The organism is Mesorhizobium sp. M7A.F.Ca.US.010.02.1.1 (genome assembly GCF_004023085.1).
In the GTDB taxonomy this organism is placed as follows: Bacteria; Pseudomonadota; Alphaproteobacteria; order Rhizobiales; family Rhizobiaceae; genus Mesorhizobium.
The window spans coordinates 304,004-324,222 of the sequence record NZ_RZRV01000002.1; the positions used below are offsets into that span (position 1 = coordinate 304,004).

Annotated in this window: 16 protein-coding genes and 1 tRNA gene; 10 read left to right on the plus strand and 7 right to left on the minus strand. The window is 58.7% G+C overall.

The window, feature by feature from the left end:
• Nucleotides 1–3: 3 nt before the first annotated feature.
• The gene (locus EOA19_RS03320; protein ID WP_128302685.1) at nt 4–1,470 is read right to left on the minus strand and encodes an alpha-glucosidase/alpha-galactosidase; all 1,467 of its coding nucleotides are present in this window, start codon (nt 1,468–1,470) and stop codon (nt 4–6) included.
• 76 nt (nt 1,471–1,546) lie between these two features.
• Between EOA19_RS03320 and EOA19_RS03325 the strand changes: the two genes are divergently transcribed.
• The gene (locus EOA19_RS03325) at nt 1,547–2,593 is read left to right on the plus strand and encodes an AraC family transcriptional regulator (protein ID WP_206637992.1); all 1,047 of its coding nucleotides are present in this window, start codon (nt 1,547–1,549) and stop codon (nt 2,591–2,593) included.
• 27 nt (nt 2,594–2,620) lie between these two features.
• On the opposite strand, the gene EOA19_RS03330 is transcribed toward EOA19_RS03325, so the two are convergent.
• From EOA19_RS03330 to EOA19_RS03350, 5 genes are all read right to left on the minus strand, one after another.
• A complete protein-coding gene (locus EOA19_RS03330; protein ID WP_128302687.1) occupies nt 2,621–4,648 on the minus strand; it encodes an aldo/keto reductase in 2,028 nt (675 codons plus the stop codon).
• A gap of 34 nt (nt 4,649–4,682) precedes the next feature.
• The gene (ugpC, locus tag EOA19_RS03335) at nt 4,683–5,777 is read right to left on the minus strand and encodes a sn-glycerol-3-phosphate ABC transporter ATP-binding protein UgpC (protein ID WP_127296640.1); all 1,095 of its coding nucleotides are present in this window, start codon (nt 5,775–5,777) and stop codon (nt 4,683–4,685) included.
• Nucleotides 5,778–5,788: 11 nt separating this feature from the next.
• On the minus strand, nt 5,789–6,625 hold the full coding sequence (locus EOA19_RS03340) for a carbohydrate ABC transporter permease (RefSeq protein ID WP_128302688.1): 837 nt from the start codon (nt 6,623–6,625) through the stop codon (nt 5,789–5,791).
• Nucleotides 6,622–7,482, minus strand: coding sequence for a sugar ABC transporter permease (locus tag EOA19_RS03345; RefSeq protein ID WP_023809272.1), 861 nt, complete (start codon nt 7,480–7,482; stop codon nt 6,622–6,624). Before EOA19_RS03345 ends, EOA19_RS03340 begins: the two co-directional genes overlap by 4 nt.
• A gap of 152 nt (nt 7,483–7,634) precedes the next feature.
• Complete coding sequence (locus EOA19_RS03350) at nt 7,635–8,906, minus strand: extracellular solute-binding protein (protein ID WP_128302689.1); 1,272 nt, start codon at nt 8,904–8,906, stop codon at nt 7,635–7,637.
• Nucleotides 8,907–8,991: 85 nt separating this feature from the next.
• Here EOA19_RS03350 and EOA19_RS03355 point away from each other — a divergent pair, with 85 nt between their 5' ends.
• The 9 genes from EOA19_RS03355 to EOA19_RS03395 all read left to right on the plus strand — a co-directional run bounded on the left by EOA19_RS03355 (nt 8,992) and on the right by EOA19_RS03395 (nt 19,148).
• Entirely contained in the window at nt 8,992–9,885 is an 894-nt protein-coding gene (locus EOA19_RS03355; RefSeq protein WP_206516848.1) for a helix-turn-helix domain-containing protein, read from the plus strand.
• A 321-nt stretch (nt 9,886–10,206) separates the two neighbouring features.
• Nucleotides 10,207–10,282 (plus strand) — tRNA-Phe (locus tag EOA19_RS03360).
• A 98-nt stretch (nt 10,283–10,380) separates the two neighbouring features.
• The gene (locus EOA19_RS03365; protein ID WP_245486054.1) at nt 10,381–12,102 is read left to right on the plus strand and encodes a DUF6538 domain-containing protein; all 1,722 of its coding nucleotides are present in this window, start codon (nt 10,381–10,383) and stop codon (nt 12,100–12,102) included.
• Nucleotides 12,103–12,233: 131 nt separating this feature from the next.
• Nucleotides 12,234–14,498 (plus strand): hypothetical protein, encoded by a 2,265-nt coding sequence (locus EOA19_RS03370; RefSeq protein WP_128302691.1) that lies wholly within the window; start codon nt 12,234–12,236, stop codon nt 14,496–14,498.
• A 210-nt stretch (nt 14,499–14,708) separates the two neighbouring features.
• Complete coding sequence (locus EOA19_RS03375) at nt 14,709–15,731, plus strand: hypothetical protein (RefSeq protein WP_245486055.1); 1,023 nt, start codon at nt 14,709–14,711, stop codon at nt 15,729–15,731.
• A 1-nt stretch (nt 15,732) separates the two neighbouring features.
• Entirely contained in the window at nt 15,733–16,152 is a 420-nt protein-coding gene (locus EOA19_RS03380) for a hypothetical protein (protein ID WP_128302692.1), read from the plus strand.
• A gap of 10 nt (nt 16,153–16,162) precedes the next feature.
• Nucleotides 16,163–17,644 (plus strand): DEAD/DEAH box helicase, encoded by a 1,482-nt coding sequence (locus EOA19_RS03385; RefSeq protein ID WP_128302693.1) that lies wholly within the window; start codon nt 16,163–16,165, stop codon nt 17,642–17,644.
• On the plus strand, nt 17,641–18,651 hold the full coding sequence (locus EOA19_RS03390) for a ParB N-terminal domain-containing protein (RefSeq protein WP_128302694.1): 1,011 nt from the start codon (nt 17,641–17,643) through the stop codon (nt 18,649–18,651). The genes EOA19_RS03385 and EOA19_RS03390 overlap by 4 nt, the downstream gene beginning before the upstream one ends.
• Nucleotides 18,652–18,752: 101 nt before the next feature.
• A complete protein-coding gene (locus EOA19_RS03395) occupies nt 18,753–19,148 on the plus strand; it encodes a nucleoside 2-deoxyribosyltransferase (RefSeq protein WP_128302695.1) in 396 nt (131 codons plus the stop codon).
• On the opposite strand, the gene EOA19_RS03400 is transcribed toward EOA19_RS03395, so the two are convergent.
• Entirely contained in the window at nt 19,098–20,081 is a 984-nt protein-coding gene (locus EOA19_RS03400; RefSeq protein ID WP_128302696.1) for a hypothetical protein, read from the minus strand. The genes EOA19_RS03395 and EOA19_RS03400 overlap by 51 nt on opposite strands.
• Nucleotides 20,082–20,219 lie beyond the last annotated feature (138 nt).

The window sequence follows — 20,219 nt, forward strand, 5'->3', positions numbered from 1 at the left end:
GTCTCAGCCGGCTTGCTTCAGCGCGGCTTTTTCGGCGCGCAATTCCTCGATCGAGCGAACGCTGCGCCGTGCGGCGCCCGCCCACTCGCGGGTCTTCACCTGAGATGTCGACAGCCGCTCCCTTGCGGCCGGAACCGCATGGGCATATTGCGGCAGCCAAGCCGCCTGGGCGACGACCATTTCGTCGACCATCTGCCAGACTTCCTCCGGCGTCGAAACCGCGCCGACCAACGGGTCATGCAGCACGGCGAGCTTCAGAAGATCGATGTCGCCCGATATCGCGGCATGCACCGACATGCGCTGGACGTTGATCGAAGCGATGCAGGTGGCGGCGCAGGCTTCCGGCAACGTGATGCCGGCGGCCATGTTGATGCCAAAACGGTCGACGAAGCCCGGCGACTCGATGATGGCATCCTGCGGCAGGTTGGTGATCACGCCATTGTTTCTGACGTTGAAGTGGCCGCGATAGACGCGGTTGGTCTCCAGCGCCTCCAATATGTGGCTGGCATGCTCGTTGGAGCGCTTCTCCCGGTCGATCGGCTTTGACGCCGCTTCGAGGAACTGCGGATATTCCGTCTCGAACCAGTTTCGGGTTTCGGTGGAATAGCGGAGATAGCCGCCCGTCTCGCCGTGAATCCAGTCGGACATATCGATCCAGCGCGTGATCTCGTCGGGACGTTTGCGGTACCAGGGCAGATATTCGGAAAGATGGCCGTTGCTCTCGGTCGAATAGACGCCGAAGCGCTTCAGGACGTCGATGCGCAGCTTCTCCTGCCTGGAATAGACCGGATGCGCCTCGAAGGCGGCCACCAGTTCGTCCTTGCCGATGGGGCGGCCGTTCAGGCGCAGGTCGATGAACCAGGTCTGGTGGTTGATGCCGGAACAGACATAGTCGAGTTCCTTCACGGACTTCGCGCCAAGCACCTCGGCGATCTGTTCGGCGCCGTGCTGGACGCCGTGGCAGAGCCCGACAGTGTCGACCTTGCCGTATTCGATCGCTGCCCAGGTGTTCATCGCCATCGGGTTGGCGTAGTTCAGGAATTTGACGTTGGTCTCGGCAACCTCGCGGATGTCCTTGCAGAAATCCAGGATCACCGGGATGTTGCGCTGTCCATAGAGAATGCCGCCGGCGCAAATCGTATCGCCGACGCACTGGTCGATGCCATATTTCAGGGGAATGCGGATGTCGTCGGCATAGGCTTCGAGACCGCCGACCCGCACGCAGCTGATGACGTAGCGAGCGCCTTCGAGCGCCTTGCGGCGGTCGGTCGTCGCCGTCACCCTGGTCGGCAATCTGTTTGCCTCGACGATCCTGTCGAGGATCGCCTTGATCATCTGAAGGTTGTGCTCGCTGACATCGGTCAGCGCGAATTCGATATCCTTGAATTCGGGCACGCACAGGATGTCGGTGAACAATTTCTTGGTGAAGCCGACGCTGCCGGCACCGATGATAGCTATTTTGAAACTCATCAGCCGCACCTCACTCCACTTCGAATTGCAGGCAAGGAATGACAATGGGAAGCTGTAGCCACATGCCGCGACATGTATGCACGACAAGCCGGAATCCGGCTCGCCAACCTCCCTGTCCGCTCCTCGACTGCGGATCTCTCTCGCTTTTCGACGGGGATTATGCGCTTATTCGCGAGTACGACCAGAGAAGGATTATGCTTTCAGGGGTAATTTTGTGCTGCAAGATTTGATAGAAAACGGACAGTCCATGCGCACGATCTCGCTGCCGCGCGGCCGCCAGCGCCTGCATGCCATGCCGACGAGCACGGGCTATGAAGTGCGCGAGGACGAGATCTACGACTGGGATGGGCGAAAGCGCGGCCAGACGCCGTTCACCGTGCTCCAGCACACGATCAGCGGGACTGGCCGGCTGCGCTACGAGAACCGCAACTACCGCCTGCAGAAGAACGACACATTGCTGGTGCTGGTGCCGCACAACCACCGCTACTGGCTGGCTGGAGACGAGCGCTGGGAGTATTTCTGGATTTCGATGAACGGCGAGGAAGCGCTGCGCATCCACAAGTCGATCCTCAGCGTCTCGGGTCCGGTGTTTCGGCTGCAGCCGGCGACAATCGATCATCTTGCCGATTGCAGCCTGCGCCTGATCAAAGGGGCCGCTTCGCCGGGTGCTGCTTCGGCGGTCGCCTACGAGGCTGCGATGGCGCTCTATGACGATGTCTTCGGCTCCCACGCCTTTGCCGAAAAACAGAGTGTCATGCAGCCGGTCATCGATCACATCGGTGCCAATCTCGACAAGTCGCTGCCGGTGGCGGATCTGGTCCAGATCAGCGGCCTCAGCCGGGCCCATTTCTCACGCTGTTTCGCCGAGAGCGAAGGCCTGCCGCCTGCCGAGTTCGTGCTGCAGCAGCGCCTGCAACGCGCGGCGAAGCTGCTGACCAAGGCGGATTTCCTGCCGGTGAAGGAGGTCGCCATCCTGTGCGGCTTCGAGGACGCGAACTATTTTTCGAAGGTCTTCCGCCGCTGCTACGGCATCACGCCGAGCCAATTCCGCACCACAGGCATGTACGCCAATTTGCGGACTCCGGCCAGGCGTGGCGTCAGGGCGCCTGATGACGAGACCTGACGCCGCGACCGTTAAGCCGGCAGTCAGCTAGGCAGCGCGCAGACTGCCGCCATCCAGCCATTCGAGATCGGCTTGCGAAAGCGTGATGTCGAGAGCGCGCAGGCTGTCGTCCAACTCATCCAGCGTGCGTGGCCCGATCAGCGGGATGGATGGGAAGGGCTGAGCGAGCACATAGGCCAGCGCAATATGGATCGGGCTCTTGCCCAGTCTCGCGGCAAGTTCGATCGCCCGGTCGCGGCGGCCGAAATTCCGCTCGGAGTACCAGACCCGCACCAGCTCCTCATTGTCTTGCTTGTCCCGACCTGCGCGATCGGTGAAGAAGCCGCGCCCCTGGCTCGACCAGGCGAAATTCGGCATCTGCCTGGATGTCAGCCAGGCCTTCCATGCATCCGTGGAGGACGTCACGCAGCCTGCCCAGATCGGCTCCAGCATTTCAGCCAGCGAGAAATTGTTGGACAGCGCGCCGGGCTTTTGCTTGCCGGTGCGTTCGGCATAGGCAATCGCCTCATCCATGCGTTCCATCGTCCAGTTCGAGCCGCCGAACGGGCCGCGGATGCGGCTTGCCTTCACCTCACGATCCATCGCATCGACGAATTCGCCGACCGGCACATCCGGATTGTCGCGGTGCATGAAGTAGACATCGACATGGTCGGTCTGCAGGCGTTCGAGCGACTGGTCGAGCTGCTTGCCGATCACATCGGGATAGCACAGCGGCGAGTGCGCGCCCTTGGCGATGACCACCGATTGCGCGCGTACGCCACGGTTTTTCAACCACTCGCCAAGCAGCTTCTCGGTATAGCCGCCGCCATAGACATAGCCGGTATCGAAAAGATTGCCGCCGGCCTCGAAAAAGGCATCGAGCAGGATCGAGCCTGAGGAAAAGGTACGGAAATCCTCGAAGCCGAGCGCCACCACCGATGCCGGCTTCGACAGGCCAGGAATGGTGCGCTTGGCGATCGCCGTGCCGCCGGACCGCAAAGGCCGGCCGGAGATGGTATTGATGCGTTGCTGGGCCTTCTCGATCCCGTATTCGAGGCCGGCGGCCGCCCGCCATTTGTCCAGTACACGCAAGGTGCCGAGGCTTTCCGCCCATGCCATGCCGGGCCAGGCGAATTCTTGGCCGCCGGCGCGGATGGCCTCACCGGCTGCGTCGACCTCGAAGGAATAGACATGACGCTTCTCGTTGACGCTGATGGTCTCGCGCGTGCCATCGGATGCGATGACGTCGATCCGGCCGAGACCAACGTCGCGGTTGCCGCCGGCGAACCAGAAGTCCGGCACCTCGATGCGGCCTTTGGTGCCGAGGATGCGCAGAACATTGTCCTGGTTAAGCGAGATGCTGCAGGAGACTTCGGCGACAATGCCACCCGGGAAATGCAGCAGCGCCGAGGCCCATTCGTCGACGCCGGACTGGCCAAGATGGGCAGTACCGACCACCTTGTCAGGCTCGGCGAAGGGTTTTCCGGCCGCGGCGCCGGCAATCAACCGCACCATCGAGACGGGATAGCCGCCGACGTCAAGAATGCCGCCGCCGGCGAGATCGTTGGCGTAGAGCCGGTGCTCCGGCATGAAGCGCGGCATCGCAAAACCAAAGCTCGACTTGATCATTCTGATCTCGCCGATGACGCCCGATCTGATCAGTTCCACCAGCTTCAGCGTCTGCGGATGCAGCCGGTACATGAAGGCTTCGCCGAGAAACGTGCCGGCCTTGCGCGCGGCATGCATCATGGCGTCGGCCTCGAAGGCGGTCAGCGCCAGCGGCTTTTCGCACAGCACATGCTTTCCTGCCTCGGCGGCCTTGATCGCCCATTGCGCATGGCCGGGATGCGGTATCGAAATGTAGACGGCATCGATTTCGGGATCGGCAAGCAGCGCATCGTAGCCATCGAGGATGCGGGCGCCGGGGAAACTCTCGGCGAGGCCAGGCTTGGCGGGATTGCGGGCACCGATGGCGACCAGCTTTCCGGTGCGCGAATCGGCCACGCCACCGGCAAAGGACTGGGCGATGCTGCCCGGTCCGAGGATGCCCCAGCGAATGGGCGTGGTTGCGGTCATTGTCATTCTCCTTGAAGGCTGAAACGGCGGCCGGTCAGCGCAGCCGCAGTCCTTTTTCGTCGAACAGGTAGGATTTGCGGATTGAAACGGTGATCTCTGATGTGTCGGGGACCTTTGTCGCGTCGCGCTGGATCACCACGTCGTCACCATTGGCCGTTCTTGCGTAGAGGAAACTTGTGCCGCCCAGGTGCTCGACCACGTCGATGGCAACCACAAGGTCGGCGTCGCCCTCTCCGGCATTGCCGAAATGTTCGGGCCGCACGCCGACAATGACCTTGCTGCCGATTTTTGGGCTGCCCATTTCGGGTGCAGCGCCGGTCAGCGGTTGCGTGATGCGGGTCTTCTCCTGACCCGCCAGATCGACCACGACGCCACCCGCATCGTGCCCGACAACCCGGCCCTTGATGAAGTTCATCTTCGGCGACCCGACAAAGCCCGCAACGAACTGATTGTCGGGGTTGTCATAGAGATCGAGCGGCCGGCCGATCTGCTCGATATGGCCGGCGCGCATCACGACGATCCTGTCGGCGAGCGTCATCGCCTCGGTCTGGTCGTGCGTGACATAGATCATTGTCGTGCCGAGTTCCTTGTGCAGCCGGGAGATCTCGACGCGCATCTGGACGCGCAATTCGGCGTCGAGGTTGGAGAGCGGCTCGTCGAACAGGAACACCTGCGGTTCGCGCACGATGGCGCGGCCGATGGCGACGCGCTGGCGCTGTCCGCCGGAGAGTTTTTTCGGGCGCCTGTCCATCAATTCGCTGATGCGCAGGATCTCGGCCGCCCGCTTCACCCGCCGTTCGGTGTCGGCCTTTGGATTGCCGGTCATGCGCAAGCCGAAAGAGAGGTTCTGTTCGACGCTCATATGCGGATAGAGCGCGTAGGACTGGAAGACCATGGCGATGCCGCGGTCGGCCGGCTCGACATCGTTGACCACCTTGCCGCCGATGGCGATCTCGCCGCCGCTGATGTCCTCGAGCCCGGCGATCATCCTGAGCAGCGTCGATTTTCCGCAGCCGGAGGGGCCGACGAAGACGACGAACTCGCCGTCCTTGATGTCGATGCTGGCGCCATGAACGACCTCGAAGACGCCGAAGCGCTTGACGACATTGTTAAGCGTGACCGTTGCCATGCTGATCCTGTCTATTTGACCGCGCCGGCGGCGATGCCGGCGATGAAATGGCGCTGCAGCAGCACGAAGACGACGAGCATCGGCACCGTCAGCATCACCGCACCCGCCATGATGCCGCCCCATGACACCTTGGTGAGGCCGATCAGCGTGCCGAGCGCTACGGGTGCTGTCATCGAACCCGGCTGGCTGTTGATCAAAAGCGGCCACAGATAATTGTTCCAGGAGGCGAGGAACAGGATGATGGCGAGTGCGGCCAGCATCGGCCGCGCCAAAGGCAGCGCGACGAAGAGGAAGATGCGCCATTCCTTGACGCCCTCGACGCGCGCCGCATCGAAGAGATCGTCCGGCATCATCGAAAAACTCTGCCGCATGAACAGCACGCCGAGCGAATTGAACAGCGGCGGGACGATCAGCGCCACCCAGGTGTTGGCGAGCTTGAAGTCGCGCGCCACCATGATGAATTGCGGGATCAGCACGACCGCATAGGGCAGCGTTATGGTGCCGAGGATGATGGCGACAACCGCGCCCTTGCCGAAGAACTGGTAGCGGGCCAGCGCCCAGCCGGCCATCGACGTCAGCAGCACCGACAGGAATGTGTAGGTCACCGCCACCGAGACCGAAATGCCTATGGCGCCGACGAAGTTCGTGTCACGCTGCAGATTGTTGAAATTGTCGATGAAATTGCCGTGCGGCAAAAGCTCGATGCCGGGGCTGAAGATGCCGTTATCCGGCATGGTCGAGAACACGACCATCATCCACAACGGAAACAACCAGATCAGCGCCAGCGGCGTCAGGAACAGATGCAGAGCGATGCTGCGTCCCGTTCTGGCTGCGGAGCGCGAACTCATTTCGGTTCCCTCGTCAACCACAGCTGCGCCAGCGTGATGGCGATCGCCAGCCCGGCCATGGTGTAGGCGACGGCCGACGCATAGCCGAAATTGAGCGACCGAAAACCCTGGCGGTAAAGCAGCAGGCCAAGCGTCTCCGTGCCGCCGCCAGGCCCGCCGCGCTCGGTGATCAGGAAGGGCTCGGTGAACAGCTGCATGGTGCCGATGATCGACAGCACGAGGCAAAATACGATGACCGGCTTCAGCAGCGGCAGGGTGATGTAGAAGAACTGCTTGAGCTTGCTGACGCGGTCGAGCGTCGCCGCCTCGTAGACATCTTCGGGAATGGACTGCATGCCGGCGAGCAGGATGATGGCGTTGTAACCGGCCCAGCGCCAGGTCACCGCGATCATGATCAGCGCCATCGCCGGAGTGACGTTGGAAAACCAGTCGATCTTGGGCAGGCCGATGCTGTTCAGGAGCTTATTGATGATGCCGAAATCGAGGTTGAACATCAGCCGGAACACCGCCGAATAGGCAACCTCGCCGACCACCACCGGGGCGAAGAAGGCAAAGCGGTAGAGGCCGCGCGCCTTCAAGAGCGGCGAGTTCAAAAGCACCGCCATGACCAGCGCCAGCGAGATCATCACCGGCACCTGGATGACAAGGATGAGCAGCGTGTTCTTCAGGGCGTTGAAGAAGGCCGGATCGCCGATCAACCGGCCCCAGTTGAAGCCGGGCGCGAACCGCCACGGCACGGTACGCGTCGCCTGGAAGGAAATCATGAAGGAGCTGATGATCGGCCATACCCAGAAGATCGCGAAGATCAGCAGATAGGGCGTGAGGAAGCGATAGGCCGTGGCGTTGCGATTGCGCATCTTCCTCCTCCTTCATTTCGTTGCCGCTTCGGCCAGGGCCCTCGCAGCAGCGGAGCCGGTTTGCCAGCAAATACAGGTCCCGTGGGAGAACCCCACAGGCCGCGACCAGGTCCGGGCGGCGCAAACGCCTGTCCCGGACCCGGCTTGGGAGGTTATGACTTGACGGGCAGTCCGGTTGCCGCCGCGATCTGGCTTGCGGCATCGTCGAGTGCCGTCTTGGCGTCGGGGTAGCCGCCGGCCAGATACTTGGTCTGCACGGCGCGGACGATGATTTCGGCGTCGCTCTGGAACTGCGTGCCGCGGCTCGGAACAACCTTCGGCAAGGTGCCGAGAATGTCCTTCCACACCGCCTGGCCGCCCCAATAAGGCAGGCCTTGCGAGACATAGGGATCGTCGAGCGCCGAGATCAGGGACGGCACCAGGCCGAACTCCTTCAGCATCGTGATCTGGCCTTCATTGGTTCCGAGCGTGTATTTCAGATAGGCGTAGGCGGCCTCCTTGTTCTTCGACGCCGAGGTGATAGCCAGCGAGGAACCGCCGAGATTGGCGGCGCGCGGCCCGTCGGCGGTGAGGCTCGGCATCAGATAGACGCCCCATTTGCCGTTTTCACCGGCAGATTCGGTGCGAATGGTGCCCTCATACCATCCGCCATAGACCTGGGTGGCGACGGTGCCGGCGGTGTTGTTGGTGATCTTGGTGCCCCAGTCGGCCGACGAGATGATGCCGGCGTCCTTCATCTCCTTGACCTTGGTCATGGCATCGACGCATTTGGGCTGGTTGACCGTGATCGATTGTCCGTCCTCGGAGAAATAGGCGCAGCCCTGTTCGTTGGAGATCATGCGGAAGAATTCCGAGTCACCGTTGAAATCGGCATTGGTCATCGAGACGCCTGGGTTGGCGGCCTGGATTTTCTTGCCGGCGGCGACGAAATCATCCCAGGTCTTGATCGAAGCCGGATCGACGCCGGCCTTTTCGTAGAAATCGCGGCGATAGAACGCGGCAACCGGGCCGGAATCCCACGGCATTGCGTAGGCCTTGTCGCCCACTTCCAGCTCGGTGCGCTTGAAATCGGGGAACTTTTTCTGGTCGTCGGCTGTGTAGCCCAGCGTATGCAAGTCGACGAAGCAGTCGGGGAACTGGCTCCAGTAATTCTCGGCCTCACCGTTCTCGACGGTGACGATGTCGGGCAGCCCGACGCCGCCGGCGGCGCAGCCGGCGATCGACTTGTCGTAGGTTGGCTGGTTGCCGAGATCCTGGACCGTGACCTTGACGTCGGGAAATTGCTTGTTGAAGCCGGCAATGGTCGCCTTCAGCGATGAAGCCGCGACATTCCAGCTCCAGATGGTGATTTCGCCGGATTGCGCGAAGGCCGGGGCTGAGCCCAGGGCAAGCGCGAGCGCGGCGCAGGTCATTGTGATGCGCATTGAAATCCTCCCATTTCATTTGCTCTCTCACTGTGAGCGTGGCTAGACTATGCAGTGGGCAAGGCCTGTCGCCGTCAAAGGGAATATGAAATTGGCAGAAAGTAAGATGCCTGAACGGCCGTTCTACCAGCCTGGGGCCAGCAGCGTGGAAGGCCTGCCGCTGCTCCTGCAGATGTTTCACACCAATCCGCTGGTGATGCTCAAGCCGCACTGGCACGCCCAGGTCGAGGTTAATTTCATCGTGCGCGGCAGCGTGCATTACCGCATGAACGACCACGAGATTTCGCTTTCGGCCGGCGAGATGTGCCTGTTCTGGGGTGGCCTGCCGCACCAGATGGACGATTTGTCCGACGACGCCATCTATGCCGGGGCGCATCTGCCACTGGTGCACTTCTTCCGGCTGCACCTGCCCACCGATATAAGGCACCGGCTGATGACCGGCGCGACACTGGTGACATCAGCCACCGACCAGTCCGACAACCATAATTTCGAGCGCTGGAACCGCTACGCCCGGTCCGGCGACCAGGCCAAGGCCGAACATGCCGTCAACGAATTGCTGCTGCGGCTGGAGCGGGTGCGGTTCGAGCCCTACCGGCTGGTATCCGCAACTCCGACCGACCAGGAAACAGGCAGCCCCTTCGACCAGCAATCGTCGCGCAATGTCGGACGCATGTGCGATTTCATCGCCGAAAACTTCCTCTACGACATCGATTGCGTGAACATCGCGGCGGCCGCCGACATCCATCCCAAATATGCCATGAGCCTGTTCAAGAAATCCACCGGCATGACGCTCAACGAGTATGTGAATCTGTTGCGGCTGAGCTATGCGCAGGCGCTTTTGATGCATCAGGACGCCAATGTGCTGCGCGTCGCCATGGATTCAGGCTTCGGCTCGCTCAGCGCCTTCAACAAGTCGTTCCGCAAGCTCGCCGGCATGTCGCCCTCCGATTTTCGCCGCGGCGTGACCGGCGTCAGATAGGCGGCGGCGACCAGTGGCGCGTCTGAGCCGCAAATGCATTGGTGCGCCTCGATCGCCGGCTAAAGGCAGTGCCACGGCATGTCAGCCGGCAATAGCGGCACGGACAGGGATGGCGAAGGCCGCATCGTGCCATGCCGTGCCCGATTCCGGCCTGCAAGCGGCATGGAAACCGGGGCACCGCACGGCATCGCTTTTCCTGCCCGAAATCGCCCACTAGGCGCTGGACAGGCCGAATTCCCGTGCTATAACCCACGCGCTTTCAAGGGGCGCCCACGGCGCCTCGATGAAATCCGGTCAACGCGTTTTCGTTTGCCGGAACAGGCCCAGATAGCTCAGTTGGTAGAGCAGCGGACTGAAAATCCGCGTGTCGGTGGTTCGAATCCGCCTCTGGGCACCATCACCTTCCTAAGGTGTTGATAAAGCTGAAAAACCAACAAAATTAAATGCTTAGGGCTACCCGAGTGCTACACACAGGTGTTACACATGGTCCTAGCTATGAGCCGTCCTGTCAAACATCGTAAGACCGGCGTTTACTGGTTCCGAAAGCGGGTGCCAGCCGACATTGCCGTGCTGACCGGCCGCAAAGAAGTCAACAGGACGCTCGGAACGAAGGACCCCGAAGAGGCAAAGCGAAAATTCGCAGAAGTCCTTGCTGAATACGAACGTGAGTGGGCGCAGCTTCGGCTCGGGGAAAGCTCAGTCAATGGTACCGACTCGGGTCGTTCTTCAGCCGCCGGTGAAGATGAGCGCCCAACTCGCCTCATCACAGACCGGGAGGCCTACCTTTTCGCCACAGCCGTTCACGATGAGTGGATTGCAAAGTTTCAGGAGAATCCCAGCGAACAGCTTCACTGGCACACGGACCTGCACGAGGGCATGTGGAAAAGGTACCCGTTGCCATCAACCGATCCAGTTGCTGGAGTGGAAGGCATCGCCGATCCCATCGCGGGTACAATGCCAATCGAGAATGTCCTTTGGAAGTCGATGCGGGCCGGATGCATCAGCAGGGCCAAGGATATCCTGACTGACAATGGCTTCAGCGATGACGCCTGGAGCGTTCACAAGACTGCACGTGCAGTGGGAGCCGCCCTGCAGAGAGCCAGCTTGACGCTGGAAAGGCTTGAACGCGATGGCTTTGAAGCGGGCAAAGACTCTGTTGAGGGAATTCACCGCACTACAACATTCCAACCAAATGACAGTCGGTCCCCTGAACTGGCTGCCGCGAAGCCGCCCGTCGCGTCCGTCACGCTAACGGGCTTGGTCGAGAGCTGGTGGAAAGAAAGCAAGGCTGCGGGAAGAAAGCCAAGCACATACGGAAGCTACAGGAATACCGTCGCCTATCTGGTCATGTTTCTCGACCATGATGACGCAGCGAAGGTGACCGCCAAGAATGTCATCGCCTTCAAAGATCACCGGCTGAGCACACCTTCGCCGAAAACCGGGAAGATGATCTCCGCCAAAACGGTCAAGGACAGCAATCTCTCGGCTCTGAAAGTCGTCTTCGGCTGGGGGGTCGCCAACGGGCTCGTCGCCCATAACCCAGCCGTCGGTGTGACCTTAAAGGTCGGAAAACCTGCTCGCCATAGATCTAAGGGCTTTTCTGATGAAGAGGCCAAAACGATCCTTGCTGGCGCGCTATCTCATCAGCAAGGGCAGGAAAACCCGAAGACATTTGCGGCCAAGCGTTGGATACCGTGGTTGTGCGCGTTTACCGGGGCTCGCGTCGGGGAACTGGCGCAGCTGCGAAAGCAGGACGTATCCTTGCGCGGCGAAGTCTGGGTCATTCGCATTACCCCTGATGCCGGAACAGTTAAGACCAATGAAGCTCGCGAGGTTCCCCTCCATCAGCAGGTAATCGACCTTGGATTCCCCGATTTTGTGCAAGGTGCTCCAAGCGGCCACCTCTTCCTGAATATTGATCCGTCCGAGAACATCCGAGGCGCGTTGCGCGGCTTGAAAAACCGGCTCGCCGAGTTCGGGCGCACCTTTGTGTCAGATCCGAATGTCGCACCCAACCACGGCTGGCGTCACCGCTTCAAAACAATCGGCATGGAAGCTGGAATCCCTCCCCGCATCCTAGATGCAATCCAAGGTCAGGCCGCTAGGACAGTCGCTGACACCTATGGCGAAGTAACGCTGAAGACCATGACTGGAGAGATTGCGAAATTGAGCACCTATTCGCTCAAAGCTCTCAACGACACCGCAAGCCGGGCGTAGCAGTTCAACGAGGCATCCCGAACAGACGTAGCTGGCGGGACAGGCTGAGGCGATGTTCCGGTATGTTCCAAGTTGTGCTTGACCGATATCATCCCGAGGTATAGGAACATCCTGGAACATCGGAGATTGGAATGGCTCAGTTTTATCTAGCAGCTGCGAAGCGCAATCCCGGAAGGAAGGCTTGGCTCGTTGAGTTCCGCCATCCTCTCAGAAACGACTCTAACAACAAGCCTGGCAGGAAGACCCGAAAGGGTCTCGGAACTGAAGACGAGACTGAGGCGCAGCGGCTCGTTGAGCAACTTAATACGCTGCTCGGCGACGAGAGCCTCTGGTCCCTCGGGGCAAAGCTCGAGGCGGCGAAACGTTATGATGCAAGAGTCGTAGAGATTTTCTTTAGCGAGATTGAGCCGCGCGGCGGGTCCGCCCGACAACTTCGGGACCGGTTCCTTCCCCTACCCTCGCGTGACGAGGGATACGCTCGCGTGTTGCTCATGGGCGTTCCCGGAGCTGGCAAGACCACGCTTGTACGTCAATTGATTGGCACTAACCCGAAGACGGAAAGGTTCCCGTCGACGTCCGTGAACCGCACCACCACTTTCCCAACCGAAGTGGCACTCCGTGACGGTCCATACGAGGGTGCGGTTACGTTCATGTCGGAACACGAGACGCGTTTCGAAATTGAGGAGTCGCTCTCAGCGGCATTTATCGAAGCCATAGGGGGGAACACTAAACAGGTCGCTCGGGCCTTTTTGGAAAAAAGCGATATGCGGTTTCGCCTGAAATATTTGCTTGGAGAGCATGGCGCAGAACAAGCCGAAGCGGACCCATACGACGACGATCCGCCGACGGAATTCACCTTAGACGGTGATAATATGCGAGTTTCCGCCCCAGAAGAGCAGACGAAGCTTCACCAGACCCTGGATGCGTACATCGAACGCATAAACCGGATGGCAACAGACGCAAGAACGGCGTTCGAAGCCGAAGAAGGCAGCCTTCTTGCGGAAATGTCCCCTGAGGACCGAAATGCCGCGCTTGACCTCATTGAAGAGGTCGCTGTTGCGTCTGACCCATTTCTCGAACTTGTGTCTGATGTGCTCGACGAACTGCGGACCAAGTTCGATCTTGTTACAGATGGGCACTTTGAAAGAACGACGACTGGGTGGCCCAAGGCTTGGTATATAAAAAGCGCACCAAATGAACGTGACTCCTTTCTCAACGCGATCCGATTCTTTTCGGACAATCATTACCAATATTGGGGACGGCTACTTACGCCGCTAGTCAATAGCATGCGTGTCGTTGGCCCCTTCAGACCCAACTGGGCCGATGAACCTGCGCGTCTTGTGCTCGTGGACACTGAGGGACTTGGGCACAAGGCAGACGCAACGGCCGACCTTCCCGAACAGACACTTCCACTTTTGCATGAAGCAGACGTGATTCTTTTGGTAGAGAGCGCAAAGAATGGAATGACCAATTTCGCCTCTGGCAAAGCCCTAGAAGCAGTCGTAAACACCGGCCATACGCGTAAGCTAGCGGTCGTCTTTACGAATATGGACTTAGTCAAAGGAGACAACCTGAAGGGGCATGCAAAGTTTGATCATGTCTTCGGAGGCCTACGTAATATTGTTGATAATCAGCTTGCTAAGAACGTATCGGTAGATGCGGCACGAAATCTACTGAATCACCTTGAGGTTAGCACGTTCTATGTGGGTAGAATCAATGATCTCGACCCAATCCCGGCGAAGCCTGAGCTGAACAAGCTATTGAATTACTTAGCGGAAGCTCAGCCGCTGCTGTTTGAGCCAGTTGCCTTGCCAGAATATCGCGACGACAAGCTTGGATTTGCCATCCAAGATGCGGCTAGGGAGTTTAGGCAACAGTGGAAGGGAATGTTGGGCTTCTCCACCGTGAGAGCGAAACCCTGGCAGACCATCAAGGCTCTAAGTCGCCGCTATGCGGAAGGCTGGGATGACGGCTTCGTGCTGCGGCCGACATCCAATTTGGTCGCCGCTCTGTCGGCCGCAATTTCTCGATTTCTTGAGACCCCAATCGGATGGAGCGGGAACCCGACCCCGGAGCAAAAGCGGGAGACTATCGACCGAATCAAAAGCAAAATTACCCAAGATTTGCCCCTCCTAAGTACTAGTCGACTACGGGAGCAACCGCAGCCACAGTGGCATGAAGCATACTCTCTTCGCGGCAACGGGACCACGCGGGTACGGGCAAGCCGGATCGAAGGCATCTTTGAAAGGTATGTGCCAGTGCCAGATGCCATGTCGGCGGACCGGCAGGTATGGGAGTTCTTAGACGAGGTGAAAGCTTTGGTCAGCAAGGCTGTCGGCGAAATCAAACAAGAAATCTCCGACGCTCGAGCCACCGATCCGGGAACCACGACTTAGGGGGCTTCGCTTGGTGAGCGCCAAGTCATTGCTCACGACCTAGCGGAGATTTCAAATCCTCGATCTGGAGAACATCACCCCGCGACTTGCTCATAGGGGACCGGCACACCACGCCAGAGCGGAAAGGGGCGAATGGAACGGAATTGTCCCTTTACTTTGTAGAATGAGGGTGCTGAATCCAATCAAGGGACTATGGCTCAGGGGGGATTGTTGTTGGTCAGCACTGGAACTCATTCGTCGGTACTTGTCGAAGAAATTGAACTTGATCGATCCAATCCGAGGATTCGAAAGTTTCTCGAAATGTACCCTCAGGATCCCACGCCTGAGCAAATATTCCTGGCACTTGGCGCTGGCAATGACGAGGATGTAGGAAGTTCTACCAGCACAACGTTCGAAAAACTTAAGCAATCAATCATCTCCAATGGAGGCATCATTCAACCTATTATTCTGAATAGGCGGAAGGATGGCTCATTGGTCTGCGTCGAAGGCAACACTCGCGTGGCCTTATATAAGCATTTCACAAGAACTGGTGTGAAAGGCGCTTGGACCCACATTCCGTCTCTCGTCCACGACGAGATTGACGAGGCGTCGGTGCATGCGATCCGTCTGCAGGTACACTTAGTCGGACCCCGCCCTTGGGATCCGTATTCCAAGGCAAAGTATCTATTTGAGCTCCGCAATCAGGAGCACCTGCCGTTCGCCACCATTGTCGACTATTGCGGGGGTAGGCAGACCGAGGTAGTCGAAACCATCAACGCCTATTCTGATATGGAAGAGTTTTATCGACCGGTCCTTGGCGAAGATGGCGATTTCGACACGACCCGCTTCAGCGGCTTCGTCGAATTGCAGAAGTCCGGCATCAAACAGGCAATTACAGCCGCTGGCTTTGACCTGACCGACTTCGCGCAGTGGATCCATGAGAACAAGCTTTACCCGCTGCAAAAGGTTCGCGTGCTTCCGCGCATCCTTCGGAACGACAAGGCCCGTGAGATATTCCTCAAGCACGGCGCGCGGAAAGCTGAAGCAGTGCTCGAGAAGCCAGACCTGAATCGCACGCTCCAGGAAGCCGAAATCGGGCAACTGGCGCGAGCGCTCGTTAACCGCATCGCGTCTCTTCCTTATGAAGAGCAGCAGCGAATACGAGCGGATCCCGGTGGCGATACAGCGCAGGCCCTCGTTGACGCTCAGTCCGAGCTGATCAAACTGCTCGAATGGCTGAGGCTTTCGTCCTGACATGCCTGAGTCGGCGACCCACGCGAGCCTAGTCCAGGCCGTTATCGCTTATGTCGAGCGCGAGTTCGGCGATCTCGCCGACATCGCTGTTCGGGAGGACGCTGTGCGCCCACTACGGGGGGAGCGACCTCCTCGCGTTGAAGGCTACGTTCCCGACGTCTATGCCACGGACGTCCCGACCACGACGACAATAATAGGCGAGGCTAAGACCAAGCGGGATCTCGAGACCGAACACTCGCGAAGGCAAATTTCCGCCTTCCTGAGCTACTTGTCGAACACGCCGCGTGGCGTGTTCGTTCTAAGTGTGCCCTGGACAGCGGGCGCGATTGCCCGGCGGCTGGTGGCCGAAATCAATTACCCCTTCAAGGGCGCTGCCACCCGGACCGTAGTCCTCGACGGGACTGGTGCGAGCAAGCAGTGAGAGGATCGCAATGCTAAAGGTTCAGAAAGCGGCGAACCTTCACGCTAAGCGGTCGGCATTCCCGCATCAATTGGAGGCCTTGGAGGCTATCAAAGATCTGCCTTTCGCAGCCGTTTTTCACGAGCAAGGGCTAGGAAAGACGAAGATTGGCCTTGATTTGGCGCTGTCCTGGCTAGCCCGTGACATAGTCGACTCGGTCCTGATAATTACCAAGAAGGGGCTGATAAAGAATTGGCGGACGGAGGTGGCGAGCCACAGCCATTTAGCCCCGCGCGTGCTTGGTCAGGACCGCAAACGGAATTTCTTTGCTTTTAATAGCCCTGCGCGTCTTTACCTCGCGCACTATGAGGTGGTGTTGTCGGAACACAAGCGCCTGGAGCTGTTCCTTCAGACCCGCCGAGTGGGCGTGCTCTTGGATGAGGCACACAAAATCAAGAATCCCGAGGCCGAGGTCAGTGAGGCGCTCCACTCGCTATCCGACGGATTCGCGAGGCGAGTCATTATGACCGGCACTCCGGTCGCCAACCGCCCCTACGATCTCTGGTCACAAGTTCGGTTTCTGGACGGAGGTGAAGCGCTCGGCCACGATTTCGCTGCTTTCAAGCGCGCGCTCGACCTTACGAACGATCTTGGCCAGGACAAGGGCAGGGCATCGGTATTCGCCGACGAGTTGGAGCAACTTTTCCAAAAGATAAGGCCGTTTTCGGTCCGTGAGACTAAGAAGACAGCGGATTTGAACCTGCCCGATAAAACGATCCGCAACTTGGAATGTGTGCTCGAGCCGCGTCAGGCCGAGATATATGCCCAATTTCGCGACGAGCTGGCGGCGGTAGTAGTCCGAGAAGGTCGGCCTGTCCTCGACGATGCTGAAGGTATGCTGAAACGCCTGCTTCGCCTCGTACAGGTCGCGTCGAACCCGACGATGGTCGATCAATCATATCGGGCTGCTCCGGGCAAGCTACCGGCACTCGATACACTAGTTCATTCAGCGGTCGATGCTGGTGAGAAGATATTGGTCTGGACGTCGTTCACGGAGAATGCAGACTTTCTTGGCCGCCACCTGGATGAGTTTGGGGTTGGTGTGGTGCATGGCGGCCTCAGCATGGCAAAGCGCGAGGAGGCGCTGCACGCCTTTAAGACCGATCCAGAATGCCGGGTGCTCGTTGCGACACCCGGCGCCGCAAAAGAGGGTCTGACGCTGACGGTGGCAAACCATGCTGTCTTCTTCGACCGCACCTTCAGCCTAGACGATTATTTGCAGGCGCAGGATCGCATCCACCGAATCTCACAGGAGAAGCCCTGCTTTGTGACAAACCTTGTTGCTACCGACACTGTGGACACCTGGGTAGACGCTCTCCTCGCAGCTAAGCACCTAGCTGCCCAACTCGGCCAAGGCGATATTAGCCGTGGGGACTACGACGCCCGCGCCGATTACGCATTCGGGGAAATGGTGCGTGACGTGCTTCGGCTAAGTGGAGGAGACGAACGATGACTGCCAAGACAGCCAAAGCCAAAGCCAAAGAAACGCTGCTTATCCGTGGAATGGAGGTTCCGGTCCAAAGCACGACCTTGCCACAGATTGAGCTGCGCTTTTTCGTAGATAACCCTAGGGTTTATTCGATACTAAGAGCCGATGGCGAGGAGCCGAGTCAAGCCACCATCGAACGCAAATTGCTCGAGATGGACCACGTCAAGGCGCTTATCCAAGATATCAAACGAAACGGCGGTTTAACCGATCCGGTTATAGTCCGTGCCGGAAAACTAGAGGTTCTAGAAGGTAACAGTCGGCTCGCCGCTTACCGCGCGCTAGCCAAACTCGACCCCATTAAGTGGGGTCAGATGAAATGCCGATTGCTGCCAGCGGATATTGACGAAGGGCTGGTCTTCGCTCTTCTTGGTCAGTACCACATCAAGGGCAAGAAGGACTGGGCGCCCTTCGAGCAGGCAGGGTTCCTTTACCGACGATTCAAGGTTCATGACGTTGACGTGGCCCAGCTCGCGCAGGAAATCGGCCTGTCGAAGCGCAAAGTGGAGCATCTCATAGACACCTACCAGTTCATGTACGACCACGGAGAGGCCGACACCGCACGCTGGAGTTACTATGACGAGTACTTGAAGTCGTCCCAGATTCGGAAGGCTCGCCTCAGCCAACCCGGGTTCGACGACCTTGTAGTCAATAAGATAAAATCGGGTGAGATCCCGCGTGCTGTCGACGTCCGCGACAGGCTGCCTGTCATCTGCTCCGCGCCGAAGGCGCTGCAGAAGTTTGCCACCAAGATTTATGACTTCGAGGAGTCGCACGAACAGGCTGTCGAAGCAGGCGCTGATAGCGCGCCCTATAAGAGGTTAGCGAAATTTCGCCTGTGGCTAGTCAAACCCGACGTGGAAGCCGCCCTTGGCAAAGCTCAGGGTGAGACGCGCAAGAAAATTCAGTTCGAGCTCGACAAGCTCGCGGGCCGGATCGATGTCGTGCGGGGTAAGCTAAAGTCCAAGGGATGATGGGTTTTCAGCGCCGTCGAGGCCCCGATTTGGATGCCTTCCGGCCGCGCAGCCATTCATGTACCCTGAGGATGATTTTGAGTTGGAGGCGCTGACGTCACGTGAAATCCTTTCTGATCAGCCCTGTTCGCGGCGTGGCAGAAGATCGATGGAGCTCGGTCGTGGAAAGGCTGATGGCTGACGGATACGCCGTCTACTGGCCGCAGCGAGACACCGACCAGACAGATCCAATTGGTTTCGCTATTTGTGCGCAGAATGCAGCAGCTATCGCTGCTGCCGATGTGGTGCACGTCATATGGGATGGTTTAAGTCAGGGAGCCCTATTCGACCTTGGTGTCGCGTTTGCTCTCGGGAAGAAGGTGGTCGCTTTGGATTTGCCACCTGGCACGAGCGGAAAGTCCTTCCAGAATATGGTTCATTTCTGGGAAGAGAATGGACCAGCAGTGCTAGGAACAGACCCGAATCCAGAGAGGCAGATCGTAAAGCTCCGTCAATAGAAACATGACGGACACAGCCGCCGCCAGAAAAAGATAGCCGACCACTAGTGGAAGGCTGACGCTTAATCCGAAAATGCGCGGCGGTGCGTAGTCAACCAGTTTCTGCAGTGGTTTCCAGTACAACTGCTGTCCATTAGCACCCTGTGGCTTTACGGGGAAAAACACATTCCACATCGGCAAAAAGTCGAAAGCGTTACGCGCCACCGCGAGAGCGAAAAATACCATCATGAAAAAGAGAGCCCCGCTCTGATGTGGCATTAGCGGGCAGCTACGGACCGTGGTGTAGCTGCCCGAGGCCAGAAAAAAGCTCGACGCCATGATGAACAGATAAATGCTGTTCATCATGAACCAGTAGCGCTGAACGCCGTGGGCGACCGCGACAAACTCTGGGCTGATGTTGTGGTCGCCGAATATAGTATGCCGCAGTTGCCCAATAATGAGCATGGCGAGGCCGAACAGGATCAAGATCTCATGTGCAACGAAGAACCAGAAGAAGCCCGCGACGTCTGTGACTTCTTGCTCTAGCGCTTTGCCCATCAGCGCAAAAGGTCCCATCGTCAGCACGATGACAAGGTAGTCAAAAAGGAATCCTAAACGATGGGGAACAACGTTCGCATTTTGCGCATATCGCAGATCAAGGCCACGTGAAGCTTGATGGAAAAAAATTGCTGCCGTAGTTCCCAGAATGACTAGTGCGGCGCCATTGAACGCAACGACTTCCCAGTCGACGACCTTTGGGCCAGCAGTGATGACGAATGCCGTTACCTTGTGCAGGATCGATGCGGCCGCGACCGAGAATACAATCGAAAACAACATCGCGAACAAACGATTGAGGTTGTCGATTGTGCGTTCCTGCTGGCGAATTTGGAGTTTGTCTTCGTCTGACGTTGCGCCCACAGTCACCATCGATACAGTCTTAGCGGTTATTGACATGTTGCCCCCAAACCCAGGTTTGCAAGACCTTTACCAGCTTTGCACCGAGCCTGAACATGTGATTTTTTCTCGAAGCGCTTGATTTCGCGTTGATGCGGTCGGATTGATATTCAAGGCGCTTACCACAAAACTCCGCGG